This window comes from Arthrobacter sp. 260 (genome assembly GCF_013116745.1).
GTDB lineage: Bacteria > Actinomycetota > Actinomycetes > Actinomycetales > Micrococcaceae > Arthrobacter_D.
On record NZ_JABFOE010000016.1, the window covers coordinates 65,184 to 82,199 of the forward strand.

The 17,016-nt window shown below is 65.8% G+C and carries 15 protein-coding genes; 6 read left to right on the forward strand and 9 right to left on the reverse strand.

Translation table 11 applies throughout. The features are described from left to right. Positions 1-3 precede the first annotated feature (3 nt). The 3 genes from HMI57_RS15960 to HMI57_RS15970 are packed head-to-tail and all read right to left on the reverse strand — an operon-like array spanning position 4 to position 3,403. A complete protein-coding gene (locus HMI57_RS15960; RefSeq protein ID WP_171586997.1) occupies positions 4-1,281 on the reverse strand; it encodes a cyclopropane-fatty-acyl-phospholipid synthase family protein in 1,278 nt (425 codons plus the stop codon). Further along, the gene (locus HMI57_RS15965) at positions 1,278-2,033 is read right to left on the reverse strand and encodes a DUF1365 domain-containing protein (RefSeq protein ID WP_171586998.1); all 756 of its coding nucleotides are present in this window, start codon (positions 2,031-2,033) and stop codon (positions 1,278-1,280) included. Before HMI57_RS15965 ends, HMI57_RS15960 begins: the two co-directional genes overlap by 4 nt. Then, the gene (locus HMI57_RS15970) at positions 2,030-3,403 is read right to left on the reverse strand and encodes an FAD-dependent oxidoreductase (RefSeq protein WP_171586999.1); all 1,374 of its coding nucleotides are present in this window, start codon (positions 3,401-3,403) and stop codon (positions 2,030-2,032) included. Before HMI57_RS15970 ends, HMI57_RS15965 begins: the two co-directional genes overlap by 4 nt. Positions 3,404-3,604: 201 nt before the next feature. Here HMI57_RS15970 and HMI57_RS15975 point away from each other — a divergent pair, with 201 nt between their 5' ends. Further along, positions 3,605-4,528 carry a LysR family transcriptional regulator gene (locus HMI57_RS15975; protein ID WP_171587016.1) on the forward strand — a complete coding sequence of 308 codons (924 nt, stop codon included), beginning with the start codon at positions 3,605-3,607 and terminating at the stop codon, positions 4,526-4,528. Here HMI57_RS15975 and metE read toward each other — a convergent pair. Beyond that, positions 4,525-6,840 carry a 5-methyltetrahydropteroyltriglutamate--homocysteine S-methyltransferase gene (gene metE, locus HMI57_RS15980; RefSeq protein ID WP_171587000.1) on the reverse strand — a complete coding sequence of 772 codons (2,316 nt, stop codon included), beginning with the start codon at positions 6,838-6,840 and terminating at the stop codon, positions 4,525-4,527. The two genes, HMI57_RS15975 and metE, sit on opposite strands and share 4 nt — an antisense overlap. A gap of 30 nt (positions 6,841-6,870) precedes the next feature. Then, the gene (locus tag HMI57_RS15985) at positions 6,871-7,788 is read right to left on the reverse strand and encodes a methylenetetrahydrofolate reductase (RefSeq protein ID WP_171587001.1); all 918 of its coding nucleotides are present in this window, start codon (positions 7,786-7,788) and stop codon (positions 6,871-6,873) included. A gap of 360 nt (positions 7,789-8,148) precedes the next feature. Here HMI57_RS15985 and HMI57_RS15990 point away from each other — a divergent pair, with 360 nt between their 5' ends. Next, positions 8,149-9,267, forward strand: coding sequence for an FUSC family protein (locus HMI57_RS15990; protein WP_171587002.1), 1,119 nt, complete (start codon positions 8,149-8,151; stop codon positions 9,265-9,267). Here HMI57_RS15990 and HMI57_RS15995 read toward each other — a convergent pair. After that, positions 9,233-10,342: a phosphatase domain-containing protein gene (locus tag HMI57_RS15995; RefSeq protein WP_171587003.1), complete on the reverse strand. Its 1,110-nt coding sequence runs from the start codon at positions 10,340-10,342 to the stop codon at positions 9,233-9,235. The genes HMI57_RS15990 and HMI57_RS15995 overlap by 35 nt on opposite strands. A gap of 52 nt (positions 10,343-10,394) precedes the next feature. On the opposite strand from HMI57_RS15995, the gene HMI57_RS16000 reads away from it, so the two are divergent. Together HMI57_RS16000 and HMI57_RS19620 are read left to right on the forward strand one after the other, a co-directional pair. Beyond that, positions 10,395-11,132: a M50 family metallopeptidase gene (locus HMI57_RS16000; RefSeq protein ID WP_171587004.1), complete on the forward strand. Its 738-nt coding sequence runs from the start codon at positions 10,395-10,397 to the stop codon at positions 11,130-11,132. Between the two features lie 115 nt (positions 11,133-11,247). Further along, the gene (locus HMI57_RS19620) at positions 11,248-12,813 is read left to right on the forward strand and encodes a GGDEF domain-containing protein (protein ID WP_171587005.1); all 1,566 of its coding nucleotides are present in this window, start codon (positions 11,248-11,250) and stop codon (positions 12,811-12,813) included. 4 nt (positions 12,814-12,817) lie between these two features. Here the strand turns inward: HMI57_RS19620 and HMI57_RS16010 are convergent, their stop codons facing one another. Beyond that, complete coding sequence (locus HMI57_RS16010; RefSeq protein WP_171587006.1) at positions 12,818-14,494, reverse strand: cellulase family glycosylhydrolase; 1,677 nt, start codon at positions 14,492-14,494, stop codon at positions 12,818-12,820. Positions 14,495-14,617: 123 nt separating this feature from the next. Here HMI57_RS16010 and HMI57_RS16015 point away from each other — a divergent pair, with 123 nt between their 5' ends. Continuing rightward, positions 14,618-14,908 (forward strand): hypothetical protein, encoded by a 291-nt coding sequence (locus HMI57_RS16015; protein ID WP_171587007.1) that lies wholly within the window; start codon positions 14,618-14,620, stop codon positions 14,906-14,908. Beyond that, positions 14,909-15,847 (forward strand): 5'-3' exonuclease, encoded by a 939-nt coding sequence (locus tag HMI57_RS16020; RefSeq protein ID WP_346655242.1) that lies wholly within the window; start codon positions 14,909-14,911, stop codon positions 15,845-15,847. It abuts the gene before it with no gap. A gap of 10 nt (positions 15,848-15,857) precedes the next feature. On the opposite strand, the gene HMI57_RS16025 is transcribed toward HMI57_RS16020, so the two are convergent. After that, positions 15,858-16,655 (reverse strand): class F sortase, encoded by a 798-nt coding sequence (locus HMI57_RS16025; protein ID WP_171587008.1) that lies wholly within the window; start codon positions 16,653-16,655, stop codon positions 15,858-15,860. Positions 16,656-16,728: 73 nt separating this feature from the next. Further along, on the reverse strand, positions 16,729-17,016 hold a 288-nt coding region (locus HMI57_RS16030; protein ID WP_216607607.1), incomplete at its 5' end, for a hypothetical protein.

Sequence of the window (17,016 nt, forward strand, 5' to 3'; positions counted from 1 at the left end):
TGGTTACGGCCGGCGGTCGAAGATGAGCTGCTGCACGTCGAGGTATCCGGACTGGAAGCCGGCCCTCGAATAGCACAGGTAAAACCGCCACATCCGCTGGAAGACGTCGTCGAAGCCGAGGGCCGAGACGTCGTCGGCGTGGGCGAGGAAACGTTCCTCCCACAGCCTGAGGGTTTGCGCGTAGTGGTCGCCCATGGAGAGCCGCTCACGCACGCGCAGGCTCGTGTAGCGGTCGGTGATGTCCTCGATCGCGCGGACCGAGGGGATGAAGCCACCCGGGAAGATGTACTTGTGGATCCAGGTGTAGGACCGGCGGGTCACCATCATGCGCTCGTGCGGCATGGTGATTGCCTGGATGGCCACCCGGCCGTCGGGGGCCAATAGCCGGTCGATGGTCTGGAAGTACACGCCCCAGTACTCGTAGCCCACCGCCTCGATCATCTCCACCGAGACGATCGCATCGTATTGGCCCTCGACCGCGCGGTAATCCTTCAGCTCGATGGTGACCAGGTGGGACAACCCGGCGTCGGCGACGCGCTGCTCCGCCAGTTCCTTCTGCTCGCTCGACAGGGTCACCGAGACCACTGTGGCCCCGCGGCGGGCCGCACGGATGGCCAGCTCGCCCCAGCCGGTCCCGATCTCCAGCACCCGGGTTCCCTCGCCGACGTCGGCCTGGTCCAGCAGGCGGTCGACCTTGCGCTGCTGGGCTTCGGGTAGGTCCTCCCACCGTGCATCCAGCAGTTGCGGCCCGTTCGCATCGAACAGGGCGCTGGAGTAGGACATGGTGTCGTCCAGGAACAGGTTGAACAGGTCGTTGGACAGGTCATAGTGCCGGGAGATGTTGGACCGGGTGTTGACCTTGGTGTTGCGCTCCTTGCGGGGCGGCTTGGGCAGGTACAGCCCGCGCAGCTTCTGCAGCGGGACCGGCACCAGGTGCGCGGCCTGTGCTGCGAAGACCTGCATCACCTCGGTGAGGTCCGACGCCGTCCAGTCCTGGGCCATGTAGGCCTCGCCCAGCCCGATCAGCCCGTTATCGCCCAGCCGGGCGAAGAAATCGTCCGGACGGTGGATCCGCATCTCGGGACGGGGTCCCCCGCCGGGCGCACCCAGTACGGTGCCGTCGTCGTACAGGACCCGCAGCTGCAGGCGGTTCACGGCCGCGGTGAAGATCTTTTCGGCGAGCGCCGCGGCAACCTTGTTCCGGGGGCCCGACGGAACGTTGGCGATACCGGGCCAAAACTCCGGATCTACGTCTTCCTCGGAACGAACAAGGGTACTCATCGAACTGCCTCCTGTGAATCATGGTGTGGCCTGGTGCGAACGGGCAACCGGCGCATCCAGAGTTTAACTCCCTGCCACCTGATCTGCGCAGCCGCGCGGAGGGGTGCAACAGGGATGGCGGTGATCATGCGGACAACGTTGCCGGTGGTGGCGGGCAGGCGGTGGCCCGCCATCGTTGCGATAAAGGGCGATTGGCCGTCCCGGTGAAGCGTGATCGCGATGCTGAGGCGTTCTGCCGGTTCCGGGACCCGCATCTCGTAACTGCCCGACACGTCGTTAAACGGCGACACATAGAACGCCTTCTCGGTGACAGCGCGGCCTGCCTGGTCCGGGTTCAGCAGATAGCAGTGCCGCTCCCCGTAGGTGTTGTGCACCTCGGCGATCACGGCGGCCAGTGTTCCGTCGGTGCGGTGGCACCAGAACAGGCTCAAAGGATTGAATACGTGCCCGAGCACCCGGCCACTGGCCAGCATGGTGACGGTCCCGCCGTCGTCGTCGATACCCTGGGTCGCCAGGTACGCGGCGACGTTGGACCGGATTGACCGCTCGGGGTCCCCCAGGTGGTCGGCGGCAGAGAACACAGCGAACGGCCGCAGCCACCAGGGCAGCTGTGGCAGGTCATCGAGGTCCACGAACCAGCTGTAGCTGCGGTACGTGAACTCGTTATGCAGCGGCGACCGGCGCACATGCCGGATCGTCGTCGGGTACAGGGCGGACGGGCCGTGGTCCGCACGGTGGGGAGCGTGGCTCATGACGGGACGTCCACCAGTGCGGCGTCGAGGGGTTCGGCGTCCCAGGAGCCGCCGAGGCGTTCAGCGGCCCGGAGCCCGGAGAGCGCCCCGTCCTCGTGGAACCCCCACCCGTGATAGGCGCCCGCAAAGGCGATCCGGTCGTCGCTGAGCTCGGCCAGCCGGCGCTGCGCGGCGAGCGAGGACGGCGTGTACTGCGGGTGTTCGTAGGTCATCGACCGCAGCACCGACTCCGGCGCAATCTCGTCGCGCTCTCCGAGGCTGACCAGGAAGCGGTGCCCGGTGCGCCCCTCGAGGCGCTGCAGCCGTGTCAGGTCGTAGGTGACCAGGACCCGGTCAGGGCTCGCTTCGCAGGACGGCAGCCGGTAGTTCCAGGAGGACCGGACGGCGTCGGTCCTCGGCAGCACCGACTCGTCAGTGTGGAAGAGGGTGTGGTTGGTCGAGTACGGCATATCCCCGAGCACCTGCTGCTCGACCGGTCCGGCGTCGCCCAGCATGGCGAGCGCCTGGTGCGGGTGGGTCGCGATGACTGCCGCATCGTAGGTTTCGGTGTCGCCGTTGGACGTGACGACGACGGCGTCCCCCACCCTCAGCACCTCGGCGACGGGCGACCCGAGCCGCACCTCCTCGATGTGCTCGAGCACCCGGCTGACGTACTCCCCCGACCCGCCCGTCACTGTTCGCCACTGCGGCGACCCCTTGATGGTGAGCATTCCGTGGTGCGACATGAAGGAAAAGAGGTACCGCGCCGGGTAGGCGAGCGCCGTCGACGGGTCGCAGGACCACACCGCCGAGACCACAGGAGTCATGAAGTGGGAGGTGAAGTACTTGCTGAATCGTCCCCGGGCGAGGAATTCGCCGAGCGTCATCCCGTCATCCTCACCGGTAGCCCCCAGCAGTGCGCGGGCGTCCCGTTGGAAACGGAGGACTTCGAGCAGCATCTTCAGGTACCTGCCACGGCGCAACACTCCGGGCTGACCGAATACCCCGCGCCGACCTTTCGCGCCGGCGTATTCGAGCCCGCACCCATCGCACCGCACCGACATGGTCATGTCGGAGTCCTGGGTGGGGACTCCCAGTTCACCAAACAGCCGCAGCAGCGTCGGGTAGGTGCGGTCGTTGTGGACGATAAACCCGGTGTCGACGCCCGAGGTGGTGCCGTCAGCCATCGGCATCTGGTGGGTGTGGGCGTGGCCGCCGGCGCGGTCGTCGGCTTCGTAGAGGGTGACCGAGTGGTGACGGCTCAGCACATAGGCGGCAGTCAGCCCTGCCACGCCACTGCCGACGACGGCGATCCGGCGACGGACGCCCGGCTCGTTGGAGCCGACATCGGGCGTGTCAAGGTCCGGCATGCCATGCTGTTGCTCAGTCATCTGCGCTCCTCCGCGTAGGTTTGCGTGAGGCGTCCAGCCGGTCGATCCGACCGTCCGACACCTCACCACAGGCCTCCCAGAGGGAAAACGCCTGTTGTAAATATAGTTTGGTTATTGTTCGGAGACGGATCATTGACGGATTGGTGCCCATCCCGGGCTGCGGATCGTGGGTGGACCTCCCGAATGCTGAAAGGATTGCCAGTGGTCAACCCGGTGCATTTGCGCACGCTTCTGGAGGTCATCCGGCTGGGCTCGTTCACTGCGGCGGCGTCCCGGCTGGGGTACACGGCGTCGGCGGTGTCGCAGCAGATGTCAGCACTGGAGCGGGACACCGGGGCCACCCTGTTTGAGCGGTCCGCACGCAGCGCGGTGCCCACGGAGGCGGCAGTCGTCATGTCACGCCATGCGGCGAAGGTGCTCACCGACATCGATGCCCTGTTGGCCTCGACGGCACGGGCCGAGGCCGAGCCGACCCAGGAACTACGGTTGGGGATCTTCCCGAGCCTCGCCACCTACGCGCTGCCGCGGCTGCTCGGCACCCCCGAATGGCGTCGGTTGGGGATCAGCCTGAAGGTGTACGTCGCAGAACCAGGTCAGACGATCCAGGGGCTGCGGACCGGCGGCGAACTCGACCTCGCCCTGGTGTTCCAGGTGGGCCAGGGCGGACTGGCCTGGCCGTCGTCGGTCAGTCGCCAGTGGATCGGGGACGACAATTTCCGGGTGGTGCTCCCGGCGTCGTGGGGCATCCAGCCTGGAGCCGCGGTCAGCGCCGACCAGTTATCCGACATGCCGTGGATCATGCACCACCCCGGGACTGCCGACGCCACGGTGATTGAACGGCTGTTCGCCAGCTGCAACCTGCACCCCCGGGTAGTGGCATACTGCGACGATTTCAACGCCAGCCTGGCAATGGCCGCCGCCGGGCTCGGCGCTGCGCTGGTGCCCGACCTTGCCATGACGCACGGCCCACCTTCGGTGGTGGCGCTGGATGTCCCCGAGATCCGACTGGCCCGCAGCATCTTCGCCCTGCAGATCGGCGACCGGCAGACCACCAGGGTGCGGCTCTTCATGGACCAGCTCGCCGCCATCCTGAAGGCACAGAGCATCGAACCGGTCCGCAGTTAGAGAGTCGCCCTCACCCGCACGGCAGCGTTGACCAGGTTGCCCAGCGACTCGGTGGTTTCCGCGTAGCCCCTGGTCTTCAGACCGCAGTCGGGATTGACCCAGAGCTGCCGGGCCGGCACATGCTGGACCGCCTTCCCCAGGAGGTCAGCGACCTCGTCCTCATCCGGGACCCGTGGTGAGTGGATGTCGTACACCCCCGGCCCCACACCCCGCGCGAACCCGTGCGCCTGCAGGTCGTGTACCACTTCCATCCGCGACCGGGCGGCCTCGATCGATGTGACATCGGCGTCGAGGCCGTCAATCGCCTCGATGATGGCGCCGAACTCGGAATAGCAGAGGTGGGTGTGCACCTGCGTGGACGGCGCCGCCCCGGAGGTTGCCAGCCGGAAGGAGTTGACCGACCAGGCCAGGTAATCCGGCCGCTGCGCCTCCCGGAGGGGCAGCAGCTCACGGAGCGCCGGTTCGTCCACCTGGATCACCCGGATACCTGCACGCTGCAGGTCGCTCACCTCATCGCGGAGTGCGAGGGCCACCTGGTTGGCCGTCTCCCCCAGCGGCAGGTCCTCCCGGACGAATGACCAAGCCAGGATGGTGACCGGACCGGTCAGCATCCCCTTCACCGGTTTGCTGGTCAAGGACTGGGCGTACTCGGCCCACCGCACGGTGATCGGTGCTGGGCGGCTGACGTCCCCCCACAGGATCGACGGCCGGGTACACCGCGACCCGTAGGACTGCACCCACCCGTTCACCGTGACATCGAAGCCATCCAGATGTTCGGCGAAGTATTGCACCATGTCGTTGCGCTCCGGCTCACCGTGCACCAGCACGTCAAAGCCCAGGGCCTCCTGCAGTGCGATGACCCGCGCTATCTCCTCCTGCATCAGGGCGGTGTATTCCCCTACGGTGAGGTCCCCCCGGTTGAACCGGGCCCGTGCCGACCGCACCTCGGCGGTCTGCGGGAACGATCCGATGGTGGTGGTGGGAAGCACCGGCAGCTTCAGGGCCCGCTCCTGAGCGGCGACCCGCTCCGGGTACGGCCCGCGGGTGAAGTCCGACGGCGTGAGTGAGCCGAGCCGCTCCCTCACCTCTGGCCGGTTGACGCCGACGGCTGATGCGCGGGAGGCCAGCACCGCGGTGGCGTCGGCGATGGCGCCGTCGATCGATCCGGCGGGCGACCCATCCACCAGCCGGGACAGGGTGAGTACCTCGGCGACCTTCTGGTCGGCGAAGGCCAGCCACGACCGCAGGGCGGGATCGAGGTCCGGTTCGTCGTCGACGTCGTGCGGGACGTGTTGCAGGGAGGTGGAAGTCGCCACCGTGACCCGGCCGACCGACCCGGCGAGGGTGTCGAGGCGGCCTGCCACGGCTGCCAGGTCCGCCTTCCAGATGTTGTGGCCGTCCACCACCCCGGCCACCAGGGTGGTGCCACCCAGGAGGGCCAGGTCCTGGGCCGGGGGCAGGCCGCCCTTGACGAGGTCCAGGTGCAGCGCGTCGATGCCGGTGCCTGCAAGGACCGGGAGCAGCGGTCCAAGTGAGCCGTACTGGGTGGTGACGAGCAGTGAGGGACGTTCGGCCGCCCCGGCGAGGTAGCGGTAGGCGCGCTCGACGGCGGCCGCCACCTCAGCCTCGGGGACCACCTGGTCCGCCACCAGCGCCGGTTCCTCCAGTTGCACCCAGTGGGTCCCAGCAGCCGCCAGCCGGCCCAGCAGATCCGCGTAGAGCGGCAGCAGGTCCTCGAGCCGGCTCAGCGGGGAGAACCCGTCGGGCGCCTCGTCCGCTGCCTTGCTGAGCAGGAGGAACGTGACCGGGCCGATGAGGGTGGGACGCACAGTGATCCCCAGGTCAGCGGCCTCGCTGACGGTGCGTAGTATCCAGTCGTTGGCCAGCGTGAACCGGGTCTCGGGTCCGATCTCCGGGACCAGGTAGTGGTAGTTGGTATCGAACCACTTGGTCATTTCCAGGGGCGGCCGCCCGGCGTCGCCGCGGGCGAGAGTGAAGTAGGCGTCCAACCCCAGTGACCCGTCGCCGTCGTACAGGTCCTGGAACCGGGCTGGCACCGCGCCGAAGGTGACAGCCGTATCGAGCACCTGGTCATACAGGGAGAAGGACGCCGGGATGGCCGACGCGGTCTGTGACAGCCCCAGGCTGGCGAGCCGGGCGTAGCCGTCCTGGCGGAGCTGGCGGGCGCTGGCTTCCAACTCCGCCGCGGAGGTTCTGGACGCCCAATAGGACTCGACTGCCGTCTTCAGTTCGCGCCGGGGGCCGATGCGTGGGTAGCCGATGATCGTGGCTGCGGGGAATTCACTGCTCATGGAGGTAAACCCTTCGGAAGTATTGGTGGGTCAGGCGGTCTGGCTCAGGCCCGGCGCTGGTGGTCGGCTCAGGTCGAGTCGGTCCAGGACGTCCAGTGCCGCCGCGTGCTCATTGAAGGTGTAGATGTGGATGCCCGGGGCGCCGTCGTTCAGCGCCGCGTGCGCCAGGTCCACGGTGGCGCGGACGCCGATCCGCCGGCGTTCGGCGTCGTCCACCGCGCTGACCAGCCGGTCCTTCAACCGGGCATCGATCTGGAGTCCCGCGAGTTCACTGAGTCGTTCCAGCCGGCGGACGCTCGTGAAGGGGATGACGCCTGGGATGATCGGAATCTCCACGCCGGCACGGCGGGCCCTGCGCAGGAGCTGGCTGTATTGCTCCGGCGCGAAGTAGACCTGGGTGATAGCGAAGTCCGCTCCCGCCGCTTGCTTGGCCAGCAGCACTTCAATGTCGTGCTCGGTGCTCGGCGATTCCGGGTGCTTCGTGGTGTAGGCGGCGACGCCGACGGCGACCCGGCCAGCGCACAGATGTGCCGTGAGCTGCCGTTCAGCCTGGCGGATCAGCTCCACCAGCTCGCTGGCGTGCTGCAGATCGCCCTCGGGCAGCGAGCGGTCAAGGGGGCGGTCGCCGCGGAGGGCGAGGATGCCGCGCACCCCTCGGGAAATCAGTTCGTACACCAGCTGCACCAGATAGTCCCGGGAGTTCCCTACACACGTGAGGTGGGCCAGCGGTTTCAGGCTGGTCTCGTCCAGGAGGCGCTTCAGCAGTCCGACGGCGGTGTCGCGGTTGGAGCCGGAGGCACCATAGGTTACTGAGACGAAGTCCGGTCGGGTATCTTCAAGCGCGCGGATGGTGCGCCACATCCCTTCCTCGGCGCTGGTGGTGCGTGGCGGGAACAGCTCGTAGGAGAGGGCGGGGTAGGTGGGCGGCGGCGGGAGTGGATATGACATTTGTGTCCTGATTCGTGAGGTCACCGCGAAACCATCGAGGGATTCGGCTGGTGAAACAATCTGGAGGAACGCAGATCCGAGTCCTGGCGTAGCGCGGCCGCGCTGACGGGAACTCCTGCGAACAAATGTCAGGCCCACATGGGGGCACCCACACTCTCCGCTGGAGAGTCGCTGACCCGTTACTGAAGTAACTTGGTGGCTACGCTACGCCGTCGGCCCCGCCGCATCAAGTACCCGGCGCGTCCCGTTGTCACCTGAAGAAAAAGCGTCACCCGTGGCCTTGAATCGTCCCGGGAACTTTTCTGCACCTTCCGAACGGGCGAATTTCGTGGGCGGTCAAATGCTGGGAGAATAGCAAGCATGCTGAAAAACCCTTCCGGCGCCCGCCTGCTGACCCGTGTGGGAGGGCTGGTCCGCCACAAGCGGCTGCTGCTGGCCTTCAAGGCCGCCCTTGCCGCGTCCATCGCCTGGGTGATTGCCCTGCAGGTTCCCGGCGTCGCCTCCGAGTACCCGTACTACGCACCGTTGGGCGCCGTGGCCTGCATGTACCCCACCATTGCCGGCTCAGCCAAGCAGGGCATCCAGACCCTGGTGGGGCTGGCCATCGGGTTTGCGCTGGCTTTCCCGGTGATTTTCCTGGGCGACCGTTCGGTGGTGTCGGTGGCATTGGTCGTGGGACTCGGTGTGCTCGCCGCCGGGCTTCCCCACATCGGGGCGGGCCGGGACTGGATCCCCATCGCCGCCCTGTTCGTCCTGCTGCTCGGCGGGGACGATCCTGACGGGTACTCGTTCGGGTATCTGCTGCAGATGCTGGTCGGGGTGACCATCGGGCTGATTGTGAACGTGCTCATCGTGCCACCCCTGCACCTGAACGGTGTGGTGGCGGGACTGGACAGCCTCCGGTCCGCGCTCGCCCTGCAGCTGAACGACATGGGTGAAGCCCTGCGTGAGCAGTGGCCGCCCGAGCACAAGGACTGGGCGGACCGGCAGAACAAGCTCACCACCTTCAGCAAGGAGGTGCGCACCGCAGTGCATCTTGCCGATTCCAGCAGGCACGGTAACATCCGCCAGTTCCGTCACAAACGGGACCTCGCGGCCGACTTCCATTCGCTGCAGTCAATGGAGCGCGTCACGTTCTATGTCGAAGACATGACCGAACTGCTCACCGACGTCATCTGGCGTTCCCCGGAGTCCACTCCCCTGCCCAAGCCGCTCGGCCCGCCCCTCGCTTACGCCGTGAAGCTCACCGCCACTGCAGTCGACGAATGGGACACCAAGGCCGAGTCACTGACTGACGCTGAGACCGCAGTTGAGGACCTGATGCAGCACCTCAAGGACGTGTCCCCGGACGAACGGATTGACGCGACCGCCTCGCTGGGTATGGCGCTTCGCCGGATCCTGCTGACCATCCGCGCCGACGCCGGCCCGCAGGACCAGGACGGGATTACTCTGCCGGCTCCTGAAACGAGTGATCAATAATTCCAAGGTCCGCCAGCTGGGATGACATCCCGGCGCCGTCCGGGGCGTAGATCCATGGAATGTTCGGGGTGCGCGAGGACGGCTTGGCCTTCGAACGGCCACCGGCGAGGACCGCCTCACCCATGGTCAGCTGGCGAATCGCCACAGCCCTCACGTTTTGGGGATACTGCTCGGCGAAATCGGCGTAGATTTCCTCGTCATGCTGGCCGTTGTCGCCGATGAGCAGCCATTTGATGTCCGGGAACTCGGCGGCGAGGCGCTTGAGGGAGCTGCGCTTGTGCTCAGGGCCGCTACGGAACCAGCGGTCACGCGTGGGTCCCCAGTCGGTCAACAGTTTGGGGCCGGCGGGGTACAGGTTGCGCGACATGAACCGGGTGAGCGCCGGTGCGACGTTCCACGCCCCGGTGGACAGATACAGCACCGGGGCCCCGGGGGACTCCTGCGTGATCCGCTCCAGGAGCACAGCCATTCCCGGAGTCGCTGCCCGTGCGTGCTCGTCGAGGACGAAGGTGTTCCACGCGGCGAGGAACGGCCTCGGCAGCGCGGTGACCATGACGGTGTCGTCGATGTCGGAGACCACCCCGAAGTCGATACCCGATTCAATGATCCGCACCGGGGATTCGACCAGGATGTCGTCGGCCGACCGCAGTTTGATGGTGTGCCAACCCGGCGAGAGCTGCACGTCGATCCTCGCGTCGACGATTCCGCCGCGGTCGGCGGTCACCTGATGGCTTTCGCCGTCCACCTCGACGGTGACCGACGCGTAGCGAACGGGCGCGCTGGTGAAGTTGCGCCACCCCCGGATACCTTCCTTGATGGTCTTCAGCACCTCACCGCCACGGATCGGCGCCATCTCCTCGGGGTCAGCAAGGACCACTCGGGCGAGGACCCGGATCCAGGTGCCCGAACCGTAGCCGGTGTACGGGATGATCGTTTGCACGTGTCCGCGCTTGATGGCAATATTCGTCTGGACTGAGTGCCAGGCGTCGTCTATCCGCATGCCGAGGTGGGTTCGTTCCTCGACGCCGTCGTTATTGTCCGGTGCGGCCTGGTCTGGTTGGGTGCTCGATGACATGTCTTTAGTCTTTCACGTCGGGCCGCCGCTGAGGGTTCAGTAGGCTGGGGACATGATTCAGACGTGGTGGAACCGGATCCTTGAGGGGTTCGCCCGGGCCGAACCGCCGGAGATCACCGCCCTCGAACTGACCATTATGGTCCTCGCCGCCGCGGCCCTGTCGATCCCCCGGCCCACCTGGCGTTTCTTCGGCCTGTTCACCACAGTGGTGCACGAGCTCGGCCACGCGTTCGCTGCCCTGATGACGGGCCGCGTCCTCAAGGGCATCACGCTGAGCATGGACCACGCGGGCACGACGACGATGATCGGCCGCCCCGGATGGCGTGCCGCCTGGTCCGGATTCTGGGGGTACCCCACCCCGGCAGTCCTCGGAGCAACGCTGACCTGGGCTGGCCTGGGCGGGTGGGGTCCCGCTGCCCTGTCAGTGGGAGCGTTGATCCTGCTCGCAGCACTCCTGTTTATCCGTAACGGCGGCGGCCTGCTGATCCTGTTGGGTGCGGTGGCCATCTCGGCGGTGCTGGTGCTGGCCCTGCCTGCGGCGTTCACCGGGCATGTGGTGATTGCCCTGGGTCTGGCACTGATGGTCGGGGCGGTGCGCGATCTGGGCAAAGTGGTCTCGGTGCACCTTCGGCGGCGACGGGAACTGCAGTCCTCCGACGCGTACCTGCTATACCGCAGCACCGGAGTGCCTTCCCCGGTCTGGTTGCTGCTCTTCGCCGTCGTGATCGCAGGGTCCCTGGCGGGAGCTTGGTTCCCCCTGTCCGATGTGGTGGGACAGGCGCTGAGCTAGGATATTCGTGCCCAATGCCGGGCGCAACCGGCCAGCAACGCAATTTTTGCGCTGGATCGGCTGAGGTCGGCGAAAACCGGGCCGAATGGGGCTAACGTAGGGGTGCCACGCGATCGTGGTGATCGACGCGGGGAGCGTCCTTGACAAGCACGGGAGCATCTTGGTGGTACTTCAATGGGCTAGGTCTATATTCAATGCTTTTCCGCGCGGTTCGCGGCTCCCCGACCCCGCCTGGGCTTTCCGCCACCGGCTGATCATCCTGTTCGCGGTAGTGGCCTCCGCAGTCATCACAGTCGTATCACTTCTGCTCCACACACCCCTTGGGCTGGCTTTGGCCCAGGGCGCGATCCCCGCACTCGTTGCTCTGGTGGCGTGGAAGGCCCCGCTGGGGCGACGGCTGAGCGCCTCACTCAGCTCGGCGTCACTCATGCTTTTCGCCTCAATGGCGGTGCAGATCACCGGCATCCTTGAGGCGCACTTCCTTTTCTTCATCCTGGTACCGGTTGTTGCCCTGTACGAGGATTGGGCGCCTCTCGCGACAGCCTCGTTCATCGTACTCGGAAACTACGCGGTGCTGGGCGTCTCCTCCCCGACCCGCATCTACAGCCATCAGTCAGCTTTGGAAGACCCGGTGAAGTGGTCGGTGATCCACAGCGTGCTGTTCCTGGCGATGTGCGCGACAAGCATTGTGCACTGGAGAATCCATGAACGGGCACGCCGGGACGGCACCATGTTGCTGGACCGGCTCGCCAGCCAGGCGCTCCACGACCCGCTCACCGGGCTGGCCAACCGCACCCTCCTGAATGACCGTCTTTCCCAGGCCCTGATCATGAGTCAGCGCACGGGCATCCCGGTGATGGTGCTCGCCGTCGACATTGACGGCTTCAAACCGGTCAACGACTCCTACGGCCACGCGGCCGGGGATGCCCTGCTGATCGAGCTCGGACACCGCCTCGAATCGTGCATCAGGGCCGGCGACACCGCGGCACGTCATGGCGGTGACGAGTTTACTCTGCTGCTGCCCAGCACCGCACCGGAAGAGGCGCCGGCGATGGCCGAGAGGATTCTGGCAGCGGTAGGTTCACCGGTATTTCTCCTCGGGGTCGAGCTGCACCTGAGCGTGAGCATCGGCATTGCTGTCAGCTCGCCCGGTCTGTCGGGTGAGCTACTGCTGCAGGAGGCTGACCAGGCGATGTACGCCGCCAAACACAATGGCCGCGGCGGCTACATGGTGTTCGACAAGACCCTGGCCACTGGCACGCTGGGTACGCTGGCGGTCCACCCCGACCAGGCACGGGAGTGGGCGGCCTACACGCAGGACCTCCGCTCGGAGATTGCCGCGGCGAAAGAGTTGGGGCGCATCCCGGAGCAGTCCCGTGGTCCCGAAACGGTGCGGCGTACCCTTGAATCGATCATTGCGGCAATCGAACTGCTGCCGGAGGGGCAGCAGTCGGCGGGGCTGGCACTGCCCGAACGGAACGCGCTAGAAGAATTCGTGTTCCATCATGACCTGGTGCAGCACTGGGCCGACACGCTCAGGCTGGACTCGATCATCGAGGCCCAGCGTTCACCCGGAGCAGACCAGTTCTGGCGCACCCTCCACCAGACCGCCCTGCAGGACACGAACGATCTGGTGGACGACGGCGGCGACACCGTACACGCCGACTCCTCACCTTCCTAGCGGACTATTTTGCCGTCACCGTGACCTTCGGATTGACCGGAGGAGTCGCGGAGTTGACCTGCAGACCGATGGTTGCCGTCTGGCCCTTCCGCAGGCTCGTGGTCCAGTCCGTCCCGACGCAGGTGACCGACTTCTTCATCACCGAGGTGCACTTCAGGCCCCAGGAGTTGACCACACCTATCACCTGGGGGTCAGTGAAGGTCACCGACCACGAACTCACGTCCCTGGTCGCCTTCACAGTGATAGCAGCCACGTAGCCGCCCGCCCAGGAGCTCTGCACCGACCATAGGGCCGACACGGCGGGTACGCCGGTCGGCGGAACCGGAGTTGGTGACGTCGTGGGCTTCGGCGTCGGTGTTGGTGACGCGGTGGGCGTGGGTGTCGGAGACGGCGTGGGCTTCGGCGTCGGTGTTGGTGACGCGGTGGGCTTCGGCGTCGGAGACGGCGTTGGCTTGGGTGTCACGACTGGCACTGTCACGGGTCGCAGGATAGGTTGCAGCGCGGCCAGTTTTGCCGCCTCAGGGGTGCGCCAGTCCGATTTCAGCAGTCCTCCGGTGTCGGAGCTGTTCGGGTTGAAGGACCAGTAGGCAAAGCTTGTACCGTTGGTGGCCAGGTAGGCGACCAGTTTGCTCATCCACTGCTTGTCCGACGTCGTCACGAGTTTCGAACCGAATTCACCGACAAGCACCGGGGCAATCCCCTGCTTGGCGATATAACCCCAGTTGGCGTCCCAGATCCCCGGCAGGTTCGCCGGGTAATCCGGAGCGGTGAACCACTTCTGCGGATAGACCGAGGCAGGGTAGTCGTGAGGTGAATAGACCACCTGGTTGGGCACCGACAGTTTCACCGGTTTCTTGGCGACGTCGGCGAGACCACCACCCCACCACGTCCACGAGTCATTACCCTGTGCCTCGACGCCTTCCACGATGATCAACAGCTTTGGGTTGACCGCCAGTACGGCGTTCCCGGCCCGGGTTGCCGCTGCATGCCAGTCGTGTGCGGGATTGGAGCCGCCCCACCGTGCCGCACCATGCGGCTCATTGTGCAGGTCAAAGCCGATCACCGTCGGTTCGTTCTTGTACCGGTTGGCCAGCATCTTCCAGTCAGTTATCCACTTGGCTTCGGAGTACTGGGAGGTGTACCAGAGCTCCGACTGTCCGTCCGAGGAAGGACGGTGACGGTCGAGGATCACGTTGAGCCCCAGAGCCTTCGATTTGGCAATGAAGAGATCCATCACCTGCTGCGGGCTCTTGTTGGCCAGATCGGGATTGGCATAGAAGTTGGTGTCAGAGCTGACCCTGCCCGAGGTGATGCACTGGTTGGAGTAGGGCAGGCGGATGGTGTTGAAGCCCATCGACTTGATCTGCCGGAGGCCGTCGTCGAGTTTGATGGTCCACAGGCCGTGCGGAACGCAGTCGGGAGTTTCCAGGCCAAACCAGTTGGCGGCCCTGATGACATAGGCCCGGTTCGCTGTGTCGCGGATGGTGGCACGATCGGTGTGCAGCCATCCGGCGCCCGTGAGGGACACGTCCGCGGCGCGGACGGCGCTAATCGCCGTCGGCTGCGCGGCGGGCTGCGCCACACCGCAACCGGCAAGGACAAGGAGGGCGATGACGGCGGGAATCAGTGCCTTCGTCCACCGGGCACGTGGCCCGGCGTGGGGTCCGGAATGTACAGGCATGTGCGGGGGTTCCTTTTCATGTAAGACCATCTAATCCGGCACCAATTCATGTTGAGAATACTCCAATAGTGCAGGATTTCGTGCGCGGGGTATTCTGGTGGCTGACGAAAGGGGAGCGTACTGATGGACAAGCAAAAACGTGCGGACTCTCCGACGGTGGACCTTCACCCATGGCCGCTCCCCGTCAGCACCCGAATGCTGAACATTGCCAAGGCAGTGATCGGTGCGGCAATGGTCCTGATTCTCATCACCCAGATCCTTCCGGCGAACCTCCTGGGTGGGATGATGAACCACTTCTTCACGATTCTCCTGCTGCTGTCCTGGGCTGGACCCGCGCGGCGCATGATGCGCCGGTACACCTCCGGCGGCCGAAATAACCAGTCGCCTGAGGACCCCAAGACAGAGGATCCCTAAGTGCCACACCGCCTGATGCTCCTTGACACCGCTTCCCTGTACTTCAGAGCTTTTTATGGTGTGCCGGACTCGCTGAAGTCCCCTGATGGAACCCCGGTCAACGCTGTTCGCGGCCTGCTCGACATGATCGCTCGGCTGGTCTCCGACTACGAGCCCACCCACCTGGTCGCCTGTTGGGATGACGATTGGCGACCGGCCTGGCGGGTGGACCTGATTCCCAGTTACAAAGAGCACCGGATGACCAAGGCGGTCAAGGACGGCGTCGACGTCGAAGAGGTGCCCCCAGGCTTGGTGGCACAGATTCCACGGATCCGCGAGATTCTGGCGGCCTTTGATATCACTGTAATCGGCACGCCCGAGCATGAGGCCGACGACGTCATCGGCTCTCTGGCGGCTCAATCGGATAACCCAGTGGACGTGGTCACCGGTGACCGCGACCTGTTCCAGCTCGTCGACGATGCCAGTGATGTCCGCGTGATCTACACCGCCCGCGGAATGAGTCGTCTCGAGGTCCTGACTGATGCGACGGTAGTCGGCAAGTACAAGGTGCTCCCCGGGCAGTACGCTGATTTTGCCGCCCTCCGCGGGGACACCTCCGACGGGCTGCCGGGGGTCGCCGGGATCGGCGACAAGACAGCAGCGAGCCTGTTGCAGGAATTTGTCGACCTGGACGGGGTGATTGCCGCCGCCAGTGACCCCGCCTCGACGATGTCTGCCTCGATGCGCGCGAAGATTACCGGGGCCGCCGACTACCTGGCCGTCGCGCCAACGGTGGTGAATGTGGTTCGTGACCTGGACCTCGGCGAGTTCGATGCCGAGATCCGTCCGCTGGGCGCTGAGCAACTCGAACGGATCGAGAAGCTTACCGAGGACTGGAACCTGGGTGGTTCTGCTGCCCGGGCGCTGCAGGCCCTGGGGAACAGCCCAGCTACCGACTGATGGGCGCCGGCTATGCCGGTGACGCGGTGATGACAACGTTCTTTCCCCAGAGGTCCTCCGTATAACAGCTGATGATCACCAGTTGATTGGGCACCACGTTCCAGATGTCGCTGTTCTTGAGGGTCTCCTTGTTATAGGTCGCAATGGTGTCCACCACATAGTCGAGCGTGCCGGTCTGGGTTTCGAGTGTGATGGTGTCCCCCGGTGCCGCGTGGGTGCTCAACCGGTTGAATGGCGCTTCCCTGCCCTCCCAGCTGTGTCCCGCCAGGTAGGTGGTGTTAGTCGATCCCAGGCCGGGCTTGCCGTAGGAGGATAGCCAGTACCCGTCATCGGTGAGAGGGGGAACGATTGACTGGCTGGCTACCTCGTCGTCGTTAGGGGTGAGCTCAAGCACTTGAACCGAAAGGTGAGCTGACTCCATCGAGAGTCGGACCGGAGCCGATGCCGCCGGACCTGCTGGCGCACTGACCGATGCCGAAGCATGGGTCGGTGGAGCAAGAGCCTCCACCGCGGAGGTGGCGGCAGCGGCTGAGGGCTCGGCGGGTGGAGGCAGCTCGCTGGGCGGGGCAGGCTCCTCCAGCGGACGCGATGTTCCCTGCCCTGCCAACGCCGGGCCGGCACTCGACGTGGGGGTGGCCCATGAGGCGGACGGCCGTGCGGCTGCCGACGAATCGATCGCCTGTTTGACCGTCCCGATACCCAAACCGCAGATCAGGGCGAAGAGGATGAGCACCGGAACAGCCCTGCGGGACCACCAGGTTCGCGTAGTGTCCCGGTGGGCAGGTTCGCCCTTCGTTCCCTCAGTCACCGTGTCCTCTCTCTGCCGGTCCAGTGGGTTGCGCCAGCCCCGTCGGGATCGGCGCAACCCTCATCTGGTGTGACTAGTGCTTCCGCGGTGTGCGGCGGATCATCGATGCGCCCAGTCCAAGCAGCACCAGCATGGTGGTGGCAACGCCAGCAATCACAGCTGGCCCGGTGTACCCGGAGGACGCGGTGGCGGCTGACTGGATGTTCGCGCCCCGGTTTGTCGCCGCGGCACCGCTTCCAGCGGTACCGGTAGTGGCTCCGCCCACTCCTGCCCCGGTTCCCGTGCCGGTGCCTGTTCCAGCTCCTACACCGCTACCGGTGGCAGTGGGCGTAGGGGTGGGGGTGGGGGCCTGGGTGGTGGT

Excerpts from the sequence above, each read along its gene's own strand:
- HMI57_RS15970 (WP_171586999.1), bottom strand. The coding sequence starts at position 3,403 with ATGACTGAGCAACAGCATGGCATGCCGGACCTTGACACGCCCGATGTC.
- HMI57_RS15965 (WP_171586998.1), bottom strand. The coding sequence starts at position 2,033 with ATGAGCCACGCTCCCCACCGTGCGGACCACGGCCCGTCCGCCCTGTAC.
- HMI57_RS16010 (WP_171587006.1), bottom strand. The coding sequence starts at position 14,494 with ATGCCTGTACATTCCGGACCCCACGCCGGGCCACGTGCCCGGTGGACG.
- HMI57_RS15990 (WP_171587002.1), top strand. The coding sequence starts at position 8,149 with ATGCTGAAAAACCCTTCCGGCGCCCGCCTGCTGACCCGTGTGGGAGGG.
- HMI57_RS15985 (WP_171587001.1), bottom strand. The coding sequence starts at position 7,788 with ATGTCATATCCACTCCCGCCGCCGCCCACCTACCCCGCCCTCTCCTAC.
- HMI57_RS15995 (WP_171587003.1), bottom strand. The coding sequence starts at position 10,342 with ATGTCATCGAGCACCCAACCAGACCAGGCCGCACCGGACAATAACGAC.
- HMI57_RS16015 (WP_171587007.1), top strand. The coding sequence starts at position 14,618 with ATGGACAAGCAAAAACGTGCGGACTCTCCGACGGTGGACCTTCACCCA.
- metE (WP_171587000.1), bottom strand. The coding sequence starts at position 6,840 with ATGAGCAGTGAATTCCCCGCAGCCACGATCATCGGCTACCCACGCATC.
- HMI57_RS16000 (WP_171587004.1), top strand. The coding sequence starts at position 10,395 with ATGATTCAGACGTGGTGGAACCGGATCCTTGAGGGGTTCGCCCGGGCC.
- HMI57_RS15960 (WP_171586997.1), bottom strand. The coding sequence starts at position 1,281 with ATGAGTACCCTTGTTCGTTCCGAGGAAGACGTAGATCCGGAGTTTTGG.